The organism is Microbulbifer sp. SAOS-129_SWC (genome assembly GCF_039696035.1).
Classification (GTDB): domain Bacteria; phylum Pseudomonadota; class Gammaproteobacteria; order Pseudomonadales; family Cellvibrionaceae; genus Microbulbifer.
Genome location: NZ_CP155567.1, coordinates 3,517,025 through 3,534,150, shown reverse-complemented (window position 1 = coordinate 3,534,150; position 17,126 = coordinate 3,517,025). Strand labels below are relative to the sequence as shown.

The window sequence follows — 17,126 nt, the reverse complement described above, 5'->3', positions numbered from 1 at the left end:
CACCCTCTGCAGTTGATATTAATTCCAAAATTAATTAAATTGACGAAACTATTGGGGAATGCGAGAACCGGTTATGGCCCGAAGACGCGCGCCCGGCCGCCCCGGCGGTGATTCGGAAGACTTGCGCCGCCGCCTGATCGAAGCGGCCCTGGCCTGCTATGCCCGCGAAGGCGTCGCCGCGGCATCGATCAAGCTGATCGCCAGTGAGGCCGGCGTCACCCCGGCGCTATTGCACTACTATTTCGGCAACCGCGAACTGCTGCGCCAGGCGGTTATCGACAATCGCATACTGCCACTGCTGCGCGGCGTGCAGGAGCAGCTCGCCAGCGTCGACGGTGATGTCGGCGCCCTGATCAGCGCCTTTGTCGTGGCGATGAATCGTGCCATCGCGGACAATCCATGGTGGCCGGCCCTGTGGGTGCGTGAAGTCTTGTGTGAAGGCGGCGCTTTGCGGGAGGTGCTGATCGAGCAGGTGGGGCAGGCGTTTCTCGACACATTCGTGCAGCGCTTTGCCCGCGCCCAGGGTGCGGGCAAGCTCAATCCCGACCTGGATCCACGGCTGCTGCCGGTATCCCTGATCGGCCTGACACTCTTCCCGGCCGCCGGCGCCCCGGTATGGCGCAAGCTATTGCACGCGGATGACATCGATGCCGAGGCCCAGCAGCATCACACCCTGGCGCTGTTACAGCGCGGACTGGAGTTGCGTTCATGACCGTGAAAACTGCCGCTGTTTACACCGCCTGCCTGCTGTCGCTCCTGTTGAGCGGCTGTGAGCGTGCCCCCGAAAGCGCGCTGGGTACGGTTGAGTGGGACCGCATCGCACTGCCGGCGCCGGCAGCGGAAAAAATTGTTTCCATTGCGGTGCGCGAGGGCGAACGGGTGCATGCCGGCCAGACGCTGCTGCAGCTCGATGAGAGCCATACCCGCGCGCAGCTGGCAGCGGCGCAAGCGACACTCGAACGCAATACCGCGGAGCTCGACGAATTGCGCACCGGACCGCGCCGCGAAGAGATCGATCGCGCCCGTGCCAGCCTCAAGGCCGCGCGGGCCGATGCGAAGGAGGCGCGCGACAATTATCGCCGCCTGCACGCCCTCGGCGACAAGGACTATGTTTCCCAGGCGGATATCGACCGGGCCAAGGCGACCGCCGATGCCACCGCGGCCCAGGTGGCCTCTGCCGAGGCCGCACTGCTGGAACTGCAGCGCGGTACCCGCAGCGAGCGCATCGCCCAGGGGGTGGCGGCCCTGGCGCAGGCCCGCGCCGAGGTCGAAGCGCAGCAAGTCCTGTTGCAGAAACTCAAGGTACAGGCGCCGCGAGACGGTCTGGTAGACAACCTGCCGTACAAACTCGGCGACGAGGCGCCGGTGGGCGGGCCGCTTGCGATCATGCTGGTGGGCGACACACCCTATGCGCGGGTCTATATTCCCGAGCCGCTGCGCGCCGATGTGCAGGTGGGCGATACCGCCCGCGTCCGGGTGCAGGGCACGGACAAATCCTACCTCGGTAAAGTCCGCATGATCCGCAACGAGCCGGTATTCACGCCCTACTATGCGCTGACCGGCGACGACGTGGCGCGACTCAGTTACCTGGCGGAAATCCAGCTGGACGAGGACGCCGCGGCCCTGCCCGCCGGGCTGCCGGTGCGTGCCGAGTTCGGCGCGGCGGCGTTGCGCAGCAAGGCGCAAAAAGAGAGTGCCGGCACTTTCCCGCCGGTGCCATTCGAGGTGAGTCAGAACCTGGCGAGTGATAGTAATGGCCGATAGCGATATCGCCATTCGCGCCCGCGGCCTGACCAAGACATTCGGCTCGTTGCGCGCCGTCGACGATGTCGATCTCACCGTCGAACAGCGCCAGGTGTACGGCTTTCTCGGCCCCAACGGCTCCGGTAAGTCCACCAGTATCCGCATGCTGTGCGGCTTGCTGACGCCCACCAGCGGCGAGATCGAGGTGCTGGGCCTGCGCGTGCCGGACGAGGCCGAGGCCCTGCGCCGGCGCATCGGCTATATGACCCAGCAATTCTCCCTGTTTACCGACCTCACCGTGCGCGAAAACCTGGAGTTTCTCGCCGCGGTGCAAAACCTGTCGCGGCAGCAGACCCGTGAGCGCGTCGACGAACTGCTGCACGAATACCACTTCGACGGGCGCGCCGACCAGCTCGCCGGTACCATGAGCGGCGGTCAGCGGCAGCGCCTGGCGCTGGCCGGCAGCGTCATTCATCATCCCGAGTTGCTGTTTCTCGACGAACCCACCAGCGCTGTGGATCCGGAATCGCGGCGCGATTTCTGGGAGAAGCTGTTCGAGCTGGCCGACGCCGGCACGACCATCCTGGTGTCCTCCCACTACATGGATGAAGCCGAGCGCTGCCATCGCCTGGCAATTCTCGACCGCGGCCGCCTGGTGGCGGATGGCAGCCCGGTGGAACTGACCGGCGCCCTGGAACACCGCACACTGGAAGTGCACGCCCCGCAGCCGCGGCGCGCCAAACAGGTTATTGTCACCGTAGAGGGGGTGATCAGCGCCGCGCAGATCGGTAACAGCCTGCGGGTCCTGTGCGCGGATGCCGCAGGCTGCGCCGGGCGCGTTGAACAGGCGCTGGCAGATGCCTCGATCGAAGCCCGGGTAGCGGCCACACCACCCAACCTCGAAGACGTGTTTGTCGCCGTGACCAACCGGCACAGCGACAGCGGGGAACAATCGCCGGGGAGTGCGGGGGAGAAAACAGCGTGAATTGGCGTCGCCTCTGGGCCATCGTGATCAAGGAACTGCGCCAGATCCGCCGCGACCGTGTGACCATGGCGATGATCATCGGTATCCCGGTCATGCAGCTGATCCTGTTCGGCTACGCGATCAATCTGAACCTGCGCCACCTGCCCGCCGCCATCGCCGATCAGGCGCTCACTGCCGGCTCGCGACAGCTGGTAATGGATATGCTCGCCACCGGGGTGATTGAGCCGGTGGCCGATGCGAGCAGCCCCGAACAGTTGATGACCATGCTGCGCCGCGGCGAGATCAGTGTCGGCGTGGCCATTCCGCAGGATTTCGAGCGGCGCCTGGCCGATGGCGAAGAGGCGGTGCAGATACTGGTGGACGGCAGCGATACCGTGGTGCAGAGCGCTGCCTCACAGCTGGCACAGATACCGCTGCATTCCAACCCGGCGGAACCGCGCAATTCCTCCGTGCCACTGCCCAAGCGGCCGATCAGCGTCGTCAGTTTTTACAACCCGCAGCGGGTTTCCGCGATCAATATCGTACCGGGGCTGATCGGTATTATTCTCACCATGACCATGGTGATGTTTACCGCCGTGGCGATCGTGCGCGAGCGCGAACGTGGCAATATGGAATTACTGATCGCCACTCCGATCAGCCGGGCCGAGCTGATGGTCGGCAAGGTGCTGCCCTACGGTGTCATCGGCCTGGTGCAGACCAGCCTGATCCTGCTGCTGGGAACGCTGCTGTTCAGCGTGCCGATTCGCGGCAGCCTGATCGATGTTTACTGGGCGGCAATACTGCTGATTCTCGCCAACCTCAGCATGGGGCTGCTGATTTCCACGCGCGCCCAATCGCAGTTCCAGGCCATGCAGATGACATTTTTTGTATTCCTGCCATCGATACTGCTATCCGGCTTTATGTTTCCGTTCGATGGCATGCCCAAGGTGGCACAGTGGATTGCCGAAGTGCTGCCGCTGACCCATTTCCTGCGCCTGATCCGCGGTATCATGCTGCGCGGCGCCAGCGTCACCGAGCTGTGGCCCGATTGGCTGGCACTGCTGGTGTTTATTGCGGTGATGATGACGCTGGCAATACTGCGCTTTAACAAGCGTCTCGATTGACGAGCGTCGTTGCGCGCGGCCTGGTCTAATAAATAGAAAAATCTGACAACAGGGAGAGTTGAAATGGGATTCCGTTCGCTGTCATTCCGTAGCGTAATCACACTGCTGTCGTTCACGCTGATGACTCTGTCTTCGCCGCAAAGCCATGCGTCCTCCGATTTCGAAAAAACCTATTATCGCCTTGAGGCGAATGTATTCGATCACCAACTGCTGCGCGAGGTTGCCACGGAACTCAAAGCGCCACTGGCACAGCGCCGCGATGATCCCTGGGTATACCTGTGCGCGTCTCTGGCCACACTGGTTGCCGGCTACGATATCGGTGATTGGTATTCCGCCGGCTCATTTGTTCCGGGCACTGTGGAGCGGGCCCTGCAGCTCGCCGGGCGGGCGAGATCCCTCGCGCCCGGTTTGAGCCAGGCCCAGGCGCATTACGCCAGGGTGTTGATTGTTGAGGGCAAATACAAGTTGGCCTGGGAAGTCCTGAACAAAGCGCACGACCTGGATGCAAAGAGTTTTTATCCCTGGTATTTCAGGGGTATCGTCGCGGAAAAAATGCGCGATGCACAAAGGGCATCCGCGTATTTTGACGAGGCCGGGCAGCGGGTCGTACTCGCGCACCAGCGGAATCTGCTGAATATCCACCGGCAGAAAGTGGCGAGACTGACCAGAGACTTTTCCGGGCAGGAGAGGCTGCTGCGCGAAAATATCGACAAGAATCCCGGTACAGCCATTTACTATGGCAACTATGCCCAGTTTCTGATGGCACACAAGCGCTATGCGGAAGCCCGGACGTATTGGGAGAAGGCGGTGGCAATCAATCCCTATCCCCACGCGCTGAAAAAGCTGGCGGAGGTCAATCGGCTGCTGGCAGCGGAACCGGCGCGCCGCTGACCGGGCGTATCGCTCGCGGCCCGGTTACTGGCCGATTGATCGGGTTTCCCGCTGCGGCTCACTTTCTACGCGAGTTGGTTGAATTTTGTACTTCCTGGCCTGCGTGGCAAGTCCACTTGCCCCGTAAACTGTGAACTTATGGGCGATTGTGTTGCCTTGTGCTGTTAGGATGAATCCAACATCACAATAACCGAGGAGGCAACACCGTGACCGAACTCTTCAATAGCCTGCCGCTCTGGCTGTGGTTTGCGTTGGGGCTGGTGGCGTTGTTTGTCGCGCGTAGGCCGGTTCACCAGGGCATCCTGTCCCTGGCGCGTTTCTTTCATCACTCGCTACGCCTGGGCGCCAATGCGGTGGCCAGTGCCGAAATGCGCCTGCAGCAGCGCAACCGCGAGGTGCTGATGGCAGCCGGACGCGAGGCGGCCGAGCGCCATGTGGAGCGGGAATTCGACCGCATCGAGACCACGATGAAAAAGGAGTTGGCGCAGTATCCGACACTGCACCGGCGCCTGTGTGAGCAGCTTACCGCGATCGACGAAGATTATGTGCGCAGCGCCGAAGTGCCGCCGGAGCCCACCAACTGGGCCAAGGCGATCCAGGCAGTGGCGGAAATTCCCGCCAAGCAGGATCCGGTGGTGGGCGATGTGCTGGAGATCATCCACTCGTCCATGCGCAAGGCGGAATCCAAGGCACTGGAAGCCTATCGCGAGTCGGCGCGCGAGCGTCACCAGCTGCTGAAACGCATGATGCCGCACTGGCGCTCGATGCTGACCACCCTCGGGCGGGTCAACAAAAGCGTGGAATCGGTACAGCACCGCGCCAAGGTGCTGGACGGGCATATGGAGCGCTACGAGGAAATCCAGCAGGACAGCGACCGCGCCCAGCGTATGTTGTCGTCGTCGTCCCTGAGCCAGTTCTTTATCTCCGCGTTTGTGCTCGCGGTCGCCGTCGGCGGGGCGCTGATCAACTTCCACCTGATTGCGCGGCCGATGAGTGAAATGGTGGGTGGTACCAGCTATATCGGCAATTTCAAAGTGGCGGATATCTCGGCGCTGGTGATTATCCTGGTCGAGGTCTCCATGGGCCTGTTTCTGATGGAGTGCCTGCGTATCACGCGGCTGTTTCCGGTGATCGGGGCGCTCAGCGACAAGCTGCGCCGGCGCATGATGTGGGCGGCGTTTATTCTGCTGTTCTTCCTCGCCAGCGTCGAGGCCGGGCTGGCCTTTATGCGCGAGATCCTGATGCAGGAAGACCTGGCGGTGAGTGCGCAGTTGCGCGGCGAGCAGATTACCGCCGGTGCCGGCGGACTCTACTGGATCACCACGGCCGCGCAGATGGGCATGGGCTTCGTTCTGCCATTTGCGCTGACGTTTGTCGCCATACCCCTGGAGAACTTTATCGCCTCGGCGCGCACCGTCATCGGTGTGCTGTCGGCGTTTGTACTGCGGGCGCTGTCGGTACTGCTGCGCCTTACCGGCACCGCATCCCTGCGCCTCGGCGCCATGCTGGTGCGGCTGTACGATATCGCCATCTTCTTCCCCCTGTGGCTGGAGAGCAAATTCCTCGACTGGCGTAACAGCTCCGCCGTCGCCGGCAGCGCGGAGAAGGCCCAATGAAAAAACTGTACAGTCTAATGGTGGCCGCCCTGTGCGGCCTGTTGCTGGTCGCCTGTGGAAAACCGGTTATCCACAGCCAGGGCGTTTACATGCTGATCGACACCTCCGGCACCTATACAAAAGAGCTGGACAAGGCACAGCAGGTGATCAACTACACGCTGGCGAAGATGAATCCCGGTGATACCTTCGCGGTGGCCAGTATCAACAGTGGCAGCTTCAGCGAGAAGAATATCAAGGCCAAGGTGACCTTCGACGACCGCCCCAGTGTCACCAATCAACAGAAGCGCGCCTTCCAGCAGTCGATCCAGAAATTCGTCGACGATGCCCGGCCGGCAGCCTACACCGATATCACCGGCGGCCTGCTGCAGGCGGTGGAGTTTCTCAACGAAAAGCACCCGGGGCGCAAGACCATCCTGATTTTTTCCGACCTCAAGGAAGAGATCAAGAAGGGCTACAACCGCGACGTGCCGCTGCACCTGGACGGCTTCAATCTGGTGGCGCTGAACGTGACCAAGCTGCGCAGCGACAATGTCGACCCCAACGAGTACCTCGGGCGTCTGCACCAGTGGCAGCAGAAAGTCGAGGACAATGGCGGCAGCTGGCGGGTCGTCAACGACCTCGAGCGGCTGGAAAAGATCCTGCCCTGAGTTTGCCCGCCGATTCATGCACAAGCGGCCAACGGCCGCTTCTACAATAAGCCTTGTCAATCTCACCACTGCGGCCACCGATGTTCAGTTTCTTCCTCTTCTGTCTCCTGCTTGTGGGGCTATGGCTCTACGCCCGCGCCCGCCCGGTGGCGTCGTCGCCGCTGCACCGCGCCGGCAATGGCCAGACGCTGGTGATCTCCCACGGCGACGAGGCCAATAGCGGTCTCTATCCCGGCAATACGCTGCATTACCTGCAGCAAATGGTCGAGCTGGGCGTCGACGCGCTGGAGTTCGACCTCAATCTCACCGCCGATGGTGCGCTGGTCCTGATCCACGATGGCAACCTCGAGCGCACCAGCGATGGCCGTGGCGCCGTACAGGACATGACCCTGGAGGAATTGCGCCGCCTGAACGCCGCGCACCGATGGACGCGCGACGGCGAGACCTTCCCCTACCGCGCGCGGCCGCTGCCCATCAGTACGGTCGATGAAGTCTTCGCCGCGCTGCCGAATACGCCGATGATTATCGAGCTCAAGAACAACGACCTGCGTGCGGCGGCGGCACTGGCGCACAGTGTGCGCGCGGCGGGGGCGGAAACGCGGGTGGTGGTGTCGTCCTTCCACTACCGGGTCATCGCCCAATTCCGCCAGCTTTGTCCACAGGCGGCCACCGGCGCGACGCTGCCGGAAGGGCTGCTGTTCTTCGCCGCCCAGCTGCTCGGCGCGGAAAAGCTGCTGCGCCCCGCATACCAGACCATGCAGCTGCCGCCGGAATTTCACGGCATCCGTGTCTTCACCCGGCGTTTTGTGCGCGCGGCGCACCGCTGCGGGCTGCATTTGTCGGTGTGGACTGTGGATAAACCGGAAGAGATGCGCGCGTTCATCGCGCTGGGGCTGGACGGCATCGTCACCAATCGGCCCGATACTCTGCTGTCGTTGCGGGGGTAGGGCAGCTGCACGGGCGAACACAAGGTTCGCCCGTGCAGATCGACATGCGATTTCTTTTGCACTGATTTGCGACAGGCCACCAGCGGCATTGAACGCCTTTAGAACTTGGTGGCCTGTTCCGTAGGGGCGGACCTTGTGTCCGCCCGTCTCGCCGGCAGCCCGCTAGGCCGGATCCTTGCTGCGCGACAGCCGGCGACTCAGCGACTGCCAGGACAAACGCGCGCGAGGGCTGTCATCGCTTTGCGTTTCCCCTGCACCTTCTCCTTCTCGAACCCTGAAGAAAGCCGCGTACAGCGCCGGCAGGAACAGCAGTGTCAGTGCCGTGGCCACGATCAGCCCGCCCATAATGGCCACCGCCATGGGGCCGAAGAAGTCACTGCGCGATAGCGGAATCATCGCCAGTACCGCGGTCAGTGCGGTCAGCACGATGGGGCGGAAGCGGCGTACGGTGGATTCGACGATCGCCTCCCAGCGGCTCAGGCCCTGGGCTATGTCCTGCTGGATCTGGTCGACCAGGATCACCGAGTTGCGCATGATCATGCCCGCCAGCGCGATGGTGCCGAGCATGGCCACAAAGCCGAAGGGCTGGTGGAATACCAGCAGGAATACGGTCACGCCGATAATGCCCAGCGGCGCGGTCAAAAACACCATCGCCGACAGCGAGAAGCTGCGCAGCTGTAACATCAGCAGTGTCATCACCACCAAGAGGAACAGCGGCATACCGGCGTTGACCGATGCCTGGCCGCGGGCAGACTCTTCCACGCTGCCGCCGATCTGCAGCAGGTAACCGGGCGGCAGCTGCGCACGAATCTGCTGCAGCTGCGGCCAGATCTGGTTGACCACGGTAGCGGGCTGCTGCTTGCCATAGATATCCGCGCGTACGGTGACGGTGGGCAGGCGGTTGCGGTGCCAGATAACCCCTTCCTCAAAGCCGTAATCCAGTTTGGCAATCTGGTTCAGCGGCACGCTGCGGCCGCTGTCGGTCTGTACTGTCAGGTCGCCGAGCTGGCCCAGCGCCTTGCGTTCATGGTGATCGCCGCGCACCTCCACGTCGATCAGCTCGTTGTCCTCGCGGTACTGGCTCACCGGAATGCCCGACAGGGTGCTGTGGAGTGCCCGCGACAGATCCGCGGAGTTGACCCCGAGGGCGCGGGCGCGAGCCTGGTCTACGTGCAGCTGTACCGATTTACTCGGTTCTTCCCAGTCCAGGTGTACATTGGTCACTGCCGGGTTTTCGCGCACCTTGTCCGCGACTTCACGGGCGAGTTTGCGCACCTCGGGAATATCTTCGCCGGATACGCGGAACTGCACCGGATAGCCCACCGGCGGCCCGTTTTCCAGCCGCGAAACCCGTGTGCGCGCACTCGGGAATTGTTCATGCAGTGTATCGATAAGCCAGTCGCGCACCTGTTCGCGCTCCTCGACGCTGCGGGTCATCAGCACGAACTGGGCGAAACTCGCGGCGGGCAGCTGCTGATCCAGCGGCAGGTAGAAGCGCGGCGAGCCGGTGCCCGCATAGGCGACGTAATTCTCCACCTGCTTGTTGCCGGCCAGCAGCTTCTCCAGGCGTTTGGCCTGGTACTCGGTAGCGTCCAGCGAGGCACCTTCGTTCAGTTTCAGGTCCACCATCAGTTCCAGTCGTGCTGACGACGGGAAAAACTGCTGCGGTACAAGGCGGAACAGTGCAATGGCGCCGACAAAAACCAGCAGCGTCAGTGCGATCACCGTTTTGCGATGGCGCAGGCACCAGGTCACCAGGCGGCGGAACCGCCGGTAAAACGGCTTGTGGTAGGGATCGTGTACCGCGCCACTGGCGTCGCGGCGGGCCAGGTTGGGCAACAGCCGGTCGCCCAGGTAGGGTACGAATACCACCGCGGCAATCCACGAGGCCAGCAGCGACAGGGTCACCACCTGGAAAATGGAGCGGGTGTACTCGCCGGTGCCGGATTGCGCGGTGGCAATCGGCAGGAAGCCGGCGGCGGTGATCAGGGTACCGGTCAGCATCGGGAAGGCGGTGCTGGTCCAGGCAAAGCCGGCCGCCTTGAGCCGGCTGAGTCCCTGTTCCATTTTGATCGCCATCATCTCCACGGCGATGATGGCATCGTCGACCATCAGCCCCAGCGCCAGTACCAGTGCGCCGAGGGAAATCTTGTGCAGGCCGATATCGAAGTAGTGCATCAGCGCAAAGGTCATCGCCAGCACCAGTGGAATCGACAACGCCACCACCAGGCCGGTGCGCGCGCCCAGAGAGAAAAAACTCACCAGCAGCACGATCGTCAGCGCCTCGGCCAGAACGCGCAGGAATTCGCCCACCCCGCGCTCCACCGCTGCCGGCTGGTCGGACACCTTGTTCAACTCCAGCCCCAGTGGCAGGTCCTGCTGCAGTTTGGCAAACTCGGCATCCAGGTGCTTACCCAGTGCGAGAATGTCGCCGCCCTTTTTCATCGACACGGCAATACCGATGGCGTCATGGCCCATAAAGCGCATGCGTGGCTGCGGCGGATCGCTGAAGCCGCGGTGCACGTCGGCGATATCGCCGAGCGCCTGGGTGCGGCCGTCGACACTGATCGGGAAGCGGCGGATTTCATCTACCGACTGGAAGCGACCACTGACGCGGATACGCACCCGGTCGCTGGGGGTGTCGACGAAGCCGGCATCGGCAACGCTGTTCTGGGCCTGCAGTGCGCCGAGAACCGCCGACAGCGGAATACCGAGTGAGGCCAGCTTGGTATTGGAGATATCGACCCAGATCTTCTCGTCCTGCAGGCCGATCAGCTCCACCTTGCCCACGTCCGGCACCCGTTGCAGCGCCAGCCGCAGACGCTCGGCGTAATCTTTTTTCAGCGCGTAGTCAAAGCCCTTGCCCGTCAGCGCGTAGATGTTGCCGAAAGTCGTGCCGAATTCATCGTTGAAAAACGGTCCCTGCACATCCGGTGGCAGCGTGTGGCGGATGTCGTTGACCTTCTTGCGCACCTGGTACCAGAGATCGGGGATTTTGCTCGAGCGCATATCGTCGCGGGCGACGAACATCACCTGGGACTGGCCCGGGCGGGAAAAGGAGGTGATGCGGTCGTAGTCGCCGGTTTCCATCAGCTTCTTTTCGATACGTTCGGTAACCTGCCGGGAAACTTCCTTGGCGCTGGCGCCGGGCCACAGGGTGTTGATCACCATCACCTTGAAAGTAAACGGCGGGTCTTCGCTCTGGCCCAGCTGGGTGTAAGAGACCGCACCCAGTACCCCCAGTACGATCATCGCGTAGAGCACCAGCGGGCGATTTTTCAGGGCCCACTCGGACAGGTTAAAACGCATGGTAAAGCTTCCGTTAGTCGCGCCCGCATCCGGCGGGCGTTACACCGATTTTGCACTGGCTTTGCGGCGGTGGCCGGTGGCCGCGCGCGCAAAAGCCGGTTTTTATGGCTGTTGTGTCTCTTCCCGGGCGTAGACGCCGTCGACCTCGATGGGGCGGTTGGCGCGGTCGACCGGTCGCACCCGCTGGCCCTCATGTACCAGCTGGGTACCGGCGGCCACAACCCAGTCGTTGGTGCTCAGGCCGGACAGTACCGGCACCCGCTCGGCGCCGTAGGGGCCGACGGTGATCGGCGTCTTGTGCAGGGTGAACTGCCCGGGCTCCAGCACCCACACATAGGGTTTGCCGCTATCGGCGGTTACCGCGGACAGCGGCAGCGACAGCACCTGCGGTTGCGCGGCGGAATCCTGGTACACGCGCGCACTCTGGCCCAGCTCCGCGCCCACGTGCGCGTTATCGAAAGCGACCCGCGCCTCGAAAGTGCGCGAGGTCGGGTCCGCCGCCGGCGCCAGTTCGCGGAGTCGGCCGGGGAAAGGCTGGCCCGGACGCGACCAGAGTTCCACCGCCAGTTGCTGGCCCACCTTGAAGCGGCCGATACCCTGCTCGGGCAGGTCGATACGCACTTCGCGCTCGCCGTCTGCCGCCAGCCGGAAAACCGCCTGGCCGGCGGCCACGACCTGCCCGGCCTCGGCAAAGCGGCGGGCGATCACTCCGGCGCGGGGGGCTTTCAGGATGGCGTAGCCGGCGCGGTTGCGCGCTACTTCCAGCTGCGCGCGGGCCTGCTCGAGCTGTGCGGAGCCGGCGTCGAAGCGGGTCTGCACCGAATCGAACTGCGACTGGCTGACCAGCTGTCGCGCCAGCAGTTTGCGGTAGCGCTCCAGCTGGCTGGCGGCGAGCTGCTGCTCCGCCGCGGCCGAACGGAAGGCCGCTTTGGCACTGTCGAGTTGCAGTTGCAGGTCGTCGGCGTTGAGTTTCGCCAGCGCCTGACCGGCGGTAACGCGATCGCCCACATTGACCAGGCGGCGGCTGATCTTGCCGCCGATACGAAACGCCAGGTCGGGCTCGAAGCGGGCGCGCACTTCGCCCGGGTAGACTTGTCGCAGCGCATCGGCAGACTGCGGCTGGACCATGATGGCCGGGCGCGGCTTGACGCTTTTGCCGGGCTCCGCCGGCCCGCAGGCGGCGAGGATCAGGCACAGCGGCACGGCTGCCAGAGCGGCGGTAACGAGCGGTCGGTTCATGGAAGGACCTCTTCCCTGTGGTGTTGGCGGCCGTGGCAACGGGGCGTGAATGCGCGCCGCGGTTGGCCGGTAATGTTATACTGGCGAGTATAGTAATTTTATTAAACTCGCCAGTCCAGTATTTGGAGCGTTATGTCTGAACAGTCACCGATAGCCGCCGCGCGCGGCCGTCCCAAGGATCCGGTCAAGCGCCGGGCGATTCTCGATGCGGCCAAGGTGTTGTTCCTGACCCACGGCTTCGCCGGCACCAGCATGGATGCCGTGGCGGCCGCCGCCGGTGTGTCCAAGCTCACCGTCTACAACCACTTTTCCGACAAGGAGACGCTGTTCTTCACCGCGGTGGAATCGAAGTGCGAGGACCAGATGCCGCTGCCGATGTTTACCCTGGAGCAGGGCGACTCGGTGGAGGAAATGCTGAACCGCATCGGCGTGGCCTTTCTGGAAATGATCGACAGCGAGGAATCGCTGCACCTGATGCGCTTGCTGTGTGCCATGGCCGGCCAGGATGCGGAGATGGCGCGGCTGTTTTACGAGGCGGGCCCGAAACGCACCATGAGCGGCATGGAGCGTTTCCTGCGGCGGGCAACAGAGCTGGAACTGCTGGATGTGGCCGATCCCATCGGAGCGGCAGAGTTTTTCTTCGGTATGTTGCAGGGCGGATGCCGCCACACCCTGATCCTGACCGGTTGCAGTGAGCCGCCCGCGGATAACCGCCCGCTGGTGAGCGAGGTGGTGCGGCGTTTTGTGCGGGCTTATGCGGTCTGATGGCGACGGAGATAGAATTCTGAAGGTGGTGCACCAGCGCTGGCGGTCTGGATTTTTCCTAGGGCCACAGGCGCTGTTGCCACCGAATTCCCAGTGACGCACGGAGCGACCAAGGGCGAACCCTGCGTTCGCCCAGGCCGCAGCGGGTAAACGATCAGCTCTTGATCCGGTAGCCGGTGCGGAAAATCCACCACACTGCGGTCATGCACAGCAGCAGGAACAGCAGTGTCATCCCCAGGCTCAGGCCCACGCTCACATCCGCATTGCCGTAAAAGGCCCAGCGGAAGCCGCTGATCAGATAGACCACCGGATTGAACAGGGTAATTTTCTGCCACAGTTCCGGCAGCATATTGATGGAATAGAAGGCGCCACCGAGGAAAGTCAACGGCGTGATCACCATCAGCGGAATCACCTGCAGTTTCTGGAAGTCGTCGGCCCAGACACCGATGATGAAGCCGAACATGCTGAACGTCAGTGCGGTCAGTACCAGGAAACCGAGCATCCAGAAGGGGTGCAGGATTTCGTAGTCGACAAAGCAGCGCGCGGTGGCCAGGATCAGCAGGCCGAGCACAATCGACTTGGTGGCCGCGGCGCCCACGTAGCCGGCCACGATCTCGAACGCCGATACCGGCGCTGACAGCACCTCGTAGATGGTGCCGGAGAACTGCGGGAAGAAAATTCCGAAGGATGCATTGGAGATGCTTTCGGACAGCAGGGACAGCATGATCAGCCCGGGGATGATGAAGGCCCCGTAACTGACGCCGTCGATATTGCCCATACGCGAGCCGATGGCGGCGCCGAAGACAATAAAGTACAGCGATGTGGACAGCACCGGCGAGGCGATACTCTGCATCAGCGTACGCCAGGTGCGGGCCATTTCGAACTTGTAGATGGCGCGAATTCCGTACCAGTTCATTCCTGCACCTCCCCGCTCAGCTGCACTATTTTCTCTTCACGTGCGCCGCGCACCAGGCCGACAAAGATCTCCTCCAGTGAGCTTTCGCGCGTGTGCAGGTCGCGGAATTCGATTTCGGCGGTGTTGAGCCGGCGCAGCAGCTCGGCAATACCGGTATCGCTGCTCTTGATATCGAAACGGTAGACCAGCTGGTTGCCGTCTTCGCTCAGCGTCAATGGCAGGTCCGACAGTACTTCGGGTACCTGCTGCAGTGGCTCCAGGAGCTGCAGGCTGAGTTCTTTCTCACCCATTTTCTGCATCAGGGTATCTTTCTCCTCTACCAGCACGACTTCGCCGCGGTTGATGACTCCCACCCGGTCGGCCATCTCCTCGGCTTCTTCGATATAGTGGGTGGTCAGGATCACGGTGACCCCGGATTCGCGCAGTTCGCGCACCATGTCCCACATATCCTTGCGCAGCTCCACGTCTACGCCCGCGGTCGGCTCGTCCAGAAACAGGATATCCGGTTCGTGGGACAGCGCCTTGGCGATCATCACCCGGCGTTTCATCCCGCCGGACAGCGCCATGATCTTGCTGTCCTTCTTTTCCCACAGCGACAGCTGGCGCAGCAGCTTCTCGATATAAGCCGGGTTCGGTGCCTTGCCGAACAGGCCGCGGCTGAAATTGACCGTGGTCCACACACTCTCGAACGAATCCGTGGCCAGTTCCTGGGGCACCAGGCCGATGGCGCGGCGCGCGGCGCGGTAATCGCGCACGATATCGTGGCCCGCCGCAGTGACAGTGCCGCCGCTCGGATTGACGATACCGCAGACAATACTGATCAGGGTGGTCTTGCCGGCGCCGTTTGGCCCCAACAGCGCGAAGATCTCCCCGCGCCGGATTTGCAGGTCGACGTTTTTCAGCGCAGTAAAACCTCCGGCGTAGGTTTTACTGAGCCCGTTGACGGAAATAATCGGTTCCACTTCTTTCCTTCCTCTAATGATACTGGCCCTGTCCAGTTGTCGTTCGGCAAGCGTCACATTCGACATTCCCTTTGCCGGCGGCAATTCAGTGTGCGGAGAGGGCTTCCCCGGGGGGCTAGTTTGTCAGGTTTGAGCGCTATTGTAGTTGCCTAATTCTGCCTGAACGTTGAGACGCGGCAGAGCTTCGGGCTGGTGTAGAGCTATTTCATCATTACCGAATACGCATTCATTTTGTAGTCGGGCCAGCAGATCGCGGCCGCGGTAGCCGCCGCCACCAGTAACAGCACTGTGCCCATCACAGCGAAGCCTGCGGTCAGACCGAAATGTGCGACCAGCGGCTGGCTTGCCAGTGGCGACAGGAACTGGCCGAGGAACAGGCTCGCGGTCAGGGCGCCGGCGACGCGCCCGCGCAGTGCTGCCGGAGCCAGTTCCAGCGCGCGCGCGGCCAGGTGTGGCATCAGCACGCCCTTGCCGAGACCGAACAGCACCAGTGCCAGTATCAGGACGCCGTAGCCCTCTGCGCTGGTCACCAGCAGCAGGCCCGTGCCCATCACCGCGAAACTGGCGGCGACCAGGCCGCTGTTGCGCAAGCGCAGGCGGCGGTATAGCAGCAGCGCACTGACAGCTGCGGCCAGGTTGCCACAGCCGATGGCGAGCCCCGCGCGGCTCGGCTGGGTGATACCCAACTCGCGCAACAGGAACGGCATCTGCGTGGGAATCAGGAAAAATGCCAGGCTGGCCAACAGTGCCGCGCCCAGTACCGCGGCGAGCAGCGGGCGGTTGTGCGCCGGGGCCTGTTCGGCAGTGGCCGCGGCGGTGTCCGTGAAGCGTGGCAGTTCGCGCAGGTTGCGCAGCACCGCCGGCAACAGCAGCAGCGCCAGGGCATAGACGGCAAAGGGCGCGCGCCAGTGCCAGTCCGCCAGCAGGCCGCCGATGAGCAGGAACACCACACCGCCGAAGCTGACAAACGCGGCCTTGCTGCCCATGAAATTTTTCCGCTGGGTGCCGCGGTAATAATCCCCGGCCAGTGCCGTGACTGCGGTCATGGTACCCGCGGCAGCCAGGCCGAGCAGTGCGCGTCCCGCCAGCAGTGCCGGCAGGCTGTCGGCAATCAGTCCGGAAGTTCCCGCCAGCGCGTATAACAGCAGCGCGCCGAGTAACAGTGGCAGTCGCCCCCAGCGGTCGGCAGCGACGCCCGCCAGTGGTGCCCCCAGGGCGATGGAGAGTGCTGGCAGGGTCAACACCATTTTACTCAGCAGTTCGCTGTGGTTGCTGTCGGCAAAGTGGTCCTGCAGCGCCGGCAGCGAGGGCACGACGGTGGCGCCGGCCATAACCGTCAGCGCCGCCAGGCACAGCAGGGTTATGCGTTGCGGCAGGCTGTCGCGGACCGGAAGCGGGCTTGCCGGTGCCGGGATCGAAGTCGTTAGCGGTGTGGTCATTGTGCAATCTCCCCGTAGGCCTGTGCGCGGCGTGCATCGCGCAGGGCGCCGAGCCACCAGTGCAGGTACGCGAGCATACGTTTCATGGATCGTTCGGCGCGCTCCGGTGATTGCAGTTGGCCGTCGCTGTCGAATTGCTCCCAGGCATTGATAAACGTCACGCTGTCGCGCAGCGTCACCGCATGCAGTTCGGCGAATACCAGGCGGAGCTGCTCCAGGGCGCGGATGCCGCCCGACAGGCCGCCGTAGCCGACAAACGCCACCGGCTTGGCCTGCCATTCGGCCTTGGCGGAATCGATCAGGGCTTTCAGCGGCGCGGGGTAGCCGTGGTTGTATTCCGGTGTGACCACGACAAAACCCTCCGCGCGCGCGAGCTGCGCGCGCAGCTCGCGCGGCTGCGGCAGGTCGGCGGGGTCGATGCGCTGCAGTTTGTAGTCAGTGTGTTTTTCCAGTTGTGCGGCGGTCCAGTTGGCGATGCTGTCGCACAGGCGGCCTTCGCGGTCGCTGCCGTAGATCAGTGCGATTTCCATGCGGTTGTCCATCAGTTTCTCCTCGGGGGGAAGG

Annotated in this window: 15 protein-coding genes; 9 read left to right on the top strand and 6 right to left on the bottom strand. The window is 63.1% G+C overall.

Annotation, left to right across the window (positions count from 1 at the left end; translation table 11 throughout):
- Positions 1-73: 73 nt before the first annotated feature.
- The 8 genes from ABDK11_RS15255 to ABDK11_RS15220 all read left to right on the top strand — a co-directional run bounded on the left by ABDK11_RS15255 (position 74) and on the right by ABDK11_RS15220 (position 7,932).
- Entirely contained in the window at positions 74-712 is a 639-nt protein-coding gene (locus ABDK11_RS15255; protein WP_346837374.1) for a TetR/AcrR family transcriptional regulator, read from the top strand.
- Positions 709-1,764: a biotin/lipoyl-binding protein gene (locus ABDK11_RS15250; protein WP_346837373.1), complete on the top strand. Its 1,056-nt coding sequence runs from the start codon at positions 709-711 to the stop codon at positions 1,762-1,764. Before ABDK11_RS15255 ends, ABDK11_RS15250 begins: the two co-directional genes overlap by 4 nt.
- Positions 1,754-2,728: an ABC transporter ATP-binding protein gene (locus ABDK11_RS15245; protein WP_346837372.1), complete on the top strand. Its 975-nt coding sequence runs from the start codon at positions 1,754-1,756 to the stop codon at positions 2,726-2,728. Before ABDK11_RS15250 ends, ABDK11_RS15245 begins: the two co-directional genes overlap by 11 nt.
- On the top strand, positions 2,725-3,831 hold the full coding sequence (locus tag ABDK11_RS15240) for an ABC transporter permease (protein ID WP_346837371.1): 1,107 nt from the start codon (positions 2,725-2,727) through the stop codon (positions 3,829-3,831). The genes ABDK11_RS15245 and ABDK11_RS15240 overlap by 4 nt, the downstream gene beginning before the upstream one ends.
- Positions 3,832-3,894: 63 nt before the next feature.
- Entirely contained in the window at positions 3,895-4,722 is an 828-nt protein-coding gene (locus ABDK11_RS15235) for a tetratricopeptide repeat protein (protein WP_346837370.1), read from the top strand.
- A 206-nt stretch (positions 4,723-4,928) separates the two neighbouring features.
- Positions 4,929-6,338 carry a hypothetical protein gene (locus tag ABDK11_RS15230; RefSeq protein ID WP_346837369.1) on the top strand — a complete coding sequence of 470 codons (1,410 nt, stop codon included), beginning with the start codon at positions 4,929-4,931 and terminating at the stop codon, positions 6,336-6,338.
- Complete coding sequence (locus ABDK11_RS15225) at positions 6,335-6,985, top strand: VWA domain-containing protein (protein WP_346837368.1); 651 nt, start codon at positions 6,335-6,337, stop codon at positions 6,983-6,985. Before ABDK11_RS15230 ends, ABDK11_RS15225 begins: the two co-directional genes overlap by 4 nt.
- Positions 6,986-7,065: 80 nt before the next feature.
- Positions 7,066-7,932: a glycerophosphodiester phosphodiesterase gene (locus ABDK11_RS15220; RefSeq protein ID WP_346837367.1), complete on the top strand. Its 867-nt coding sequence runs from the start codon at positions 7,066-7,068 to the stop codon at positions 7,930-7,932.
- Positions 7,933-8,094: 162 nt separating this feature from the next.
- Here ABDK11_RS15220 and ABDK11_RS15215 read toward each other — a convergent pair whose 3' ends face one another.
- A complete protein-coding gene (locus ABDK11_RS15215) occupies positions 8,095-11,241 on the bottom strand; it encodes an efflux RND transporter permease subunit (RefSeq protein ID WP_346837366.1) in 3,147 nt (1,048 codons plus the stop codon).
- 102 nt (positions 11,242-11,343) lie between these two features.
- Complete coding sequence (locus tag ABDK11_RS15210; protein WP_346837365.1) at positions 11,344-12,480, bottom strand: efflux RND transporter periplasmic adaptor subunit; 1,137 nt, start codon at positions 12,478-12,480, stop codon at positions 11,344-11,346.
- Between the two features lie 132 nt (positions 12,481-12,612).
- On the opposite strand from ABDK11_RS15210, the gene ABDK11_RS15205 reads away from it, so the two are divergent.
- Positions 12,613-13,245: a TetR/AcrR family transcriptional regulator gene (locus tag ABDK11_RS15205; protein WP_346837364.1), complete on the top strand. Its 633-nt coding sequence runs from the start codon at positions 12,613-12,615 to the stop codon at positions 13,243-13,245.
- A 154-nt stretch (positions 13,246-13,399) separates the two neighbouring features.
- Here ABDK11_RS15205 and ABDK11_RS15200 read toward each other — a convergent pair whose 3' ends face one another.
- The 4 genes from ABDK11_RS15200 to ABDK11_RS15185 form a co-directional block, all read right to left on the bottom strand.
- On the bottom strand, positions 13,400-14,161 hold the full coding sequence (locus tag ABDK11_RS15200; protein WP_346837363.1) for an ABC transporter permease: 762 nt from the start codon (positions 14,159-14,161) through the stop codon (positions 13,400-13,402).
- Positions 14,158-15,123 (bottom strand): ABC transporter ATP-binding protein, encoded by a 966-nt coding sequence (locus ABDK11_RS15195; RefSeq protein ID WP_346837362.1) that lies wholly within the window; start codon positions 15,121-15,123, stop codon positions 14,158-14,160. Before ABDK11_RS15195 ends, ABDK11_RS15200 begins: the two co-directional genes overlap by 4 nt.
- 200 nt (positions 15,124-15,323) lie before the next feature.
- Entirely contained in the window at positions 15,324-16,562 is a 1,239-nt protein-coding gene (locus ABDK11_RS15190; protein WP_346837361.1) for an MFS transporter, read from the bottom strand.
- Positions 16,559-17,104 (bottom strand): NAD(P)H-dependent oxidoreductase, encoded by a 546-nt coding sequence (locus ABDK11_RS15185; RefSeq protein ID WP_346837360.1) that lies wholly within the window; start codon positions 17,102-17,104, stop codon positions 16,559-16,561. Before ABDK11_RS15185 ends, ABDK11_RS15190 begins: the two co-directional genes overlap by 4 nt.
- Positions 17,105-17,126 lie beyond the last annotated feature (22 nt).

Excerpts from the sequence above, each read along its gene's own strand:
- ABDK11_RS15210 (WP_346837365.1), bottom strand. The coding sequence starts at position 12,480 with ATGAACCGACCGCTCGTTACCGCCGCTCTGGCAGCCGTGCCGCTGTGC.
- ABDK11_RS15255 (WP_346837374.1), top strand. The coding sequence starts at position 74 with ATGGCCCGAAGACGCGCGCCCGGCCGCCCCGGCGGTGATTCGGAAGAC.
- ABDK11_RS15190 (WP_346837361.1), bottom strand. The coding sequence starts at position 16,562 with ATGACCACACCGCTAACGACTTCGATCCCGGCACCGGCAAGCCCGCTT.
- ABDK11_RS15185 (WP_346837360.1), bottom strand. The coding sequence starts at position 17,104 with ATGGACAACCGCATGGAAATCGCACTGATCTACGGCAGCGACCGCGAA.
- ABDK11_RS15200 (WP_346837363.1), bottom strand. The coding sequence starts at position 14,161 with ATGAACTGGTACGGAATTCGCGCCATCTACAAGTTCGAAATGGCCCGC.
- ABDK11_RS15250 (WP_346837373.1), top strand. The coding sequence starts at position 709 with ATGACCGTGAAAACTGCCGCTGTTTACACCGCCTGCCTGCTGTCGCTC.
- ABDK11_RS15225 (WP_346837368.1), top strand. The coding sequence starts at position 6,335 with ATGAAAAAACTGTACAGTCTAATGGTGGCCGCCCTGTGCGGCCTGTTG.
- ABDK11_RS15245 (WP_346837372.1), top strand. The coding sequence starts at position 1,754 with ATGGCCGATAGCGATATCGCCATTCGCGCCCGCGGCCTGACCAAGACA.
- ABDK11_RS15205 (WP_346837364.1), top strand. The coding sequence starts at position 12,613 with ATGTCTGAACAGTCACCGATAGCCGCCGCGCGCGGCCGTCCCAAGGAT.
- ABDK11_RS15215 (WP_346837366.1), bottom strand. The coding sequence starts at position 11,241 with ATGCGTTTTAACCTGTCCGAGTGGGCCCTGAAAAATCGCCCGCTGGTG.
- ABDK11_RS15235 (WP_346837370.1), top strand. The coding sequence starts at position 3,895 with ATGGGATTCCGTTCGCTGTCATTCCGTAGCGTAATCACACTGCTGTCG.
- ABDK11_RS15220 (WP_346837367.1), top strand. The coding sequence starts at position 7,066 with ATGTTCAGTTTCTTCCTCTTCTGTCTCCTGCTTGTGGGGCTATGGCTC.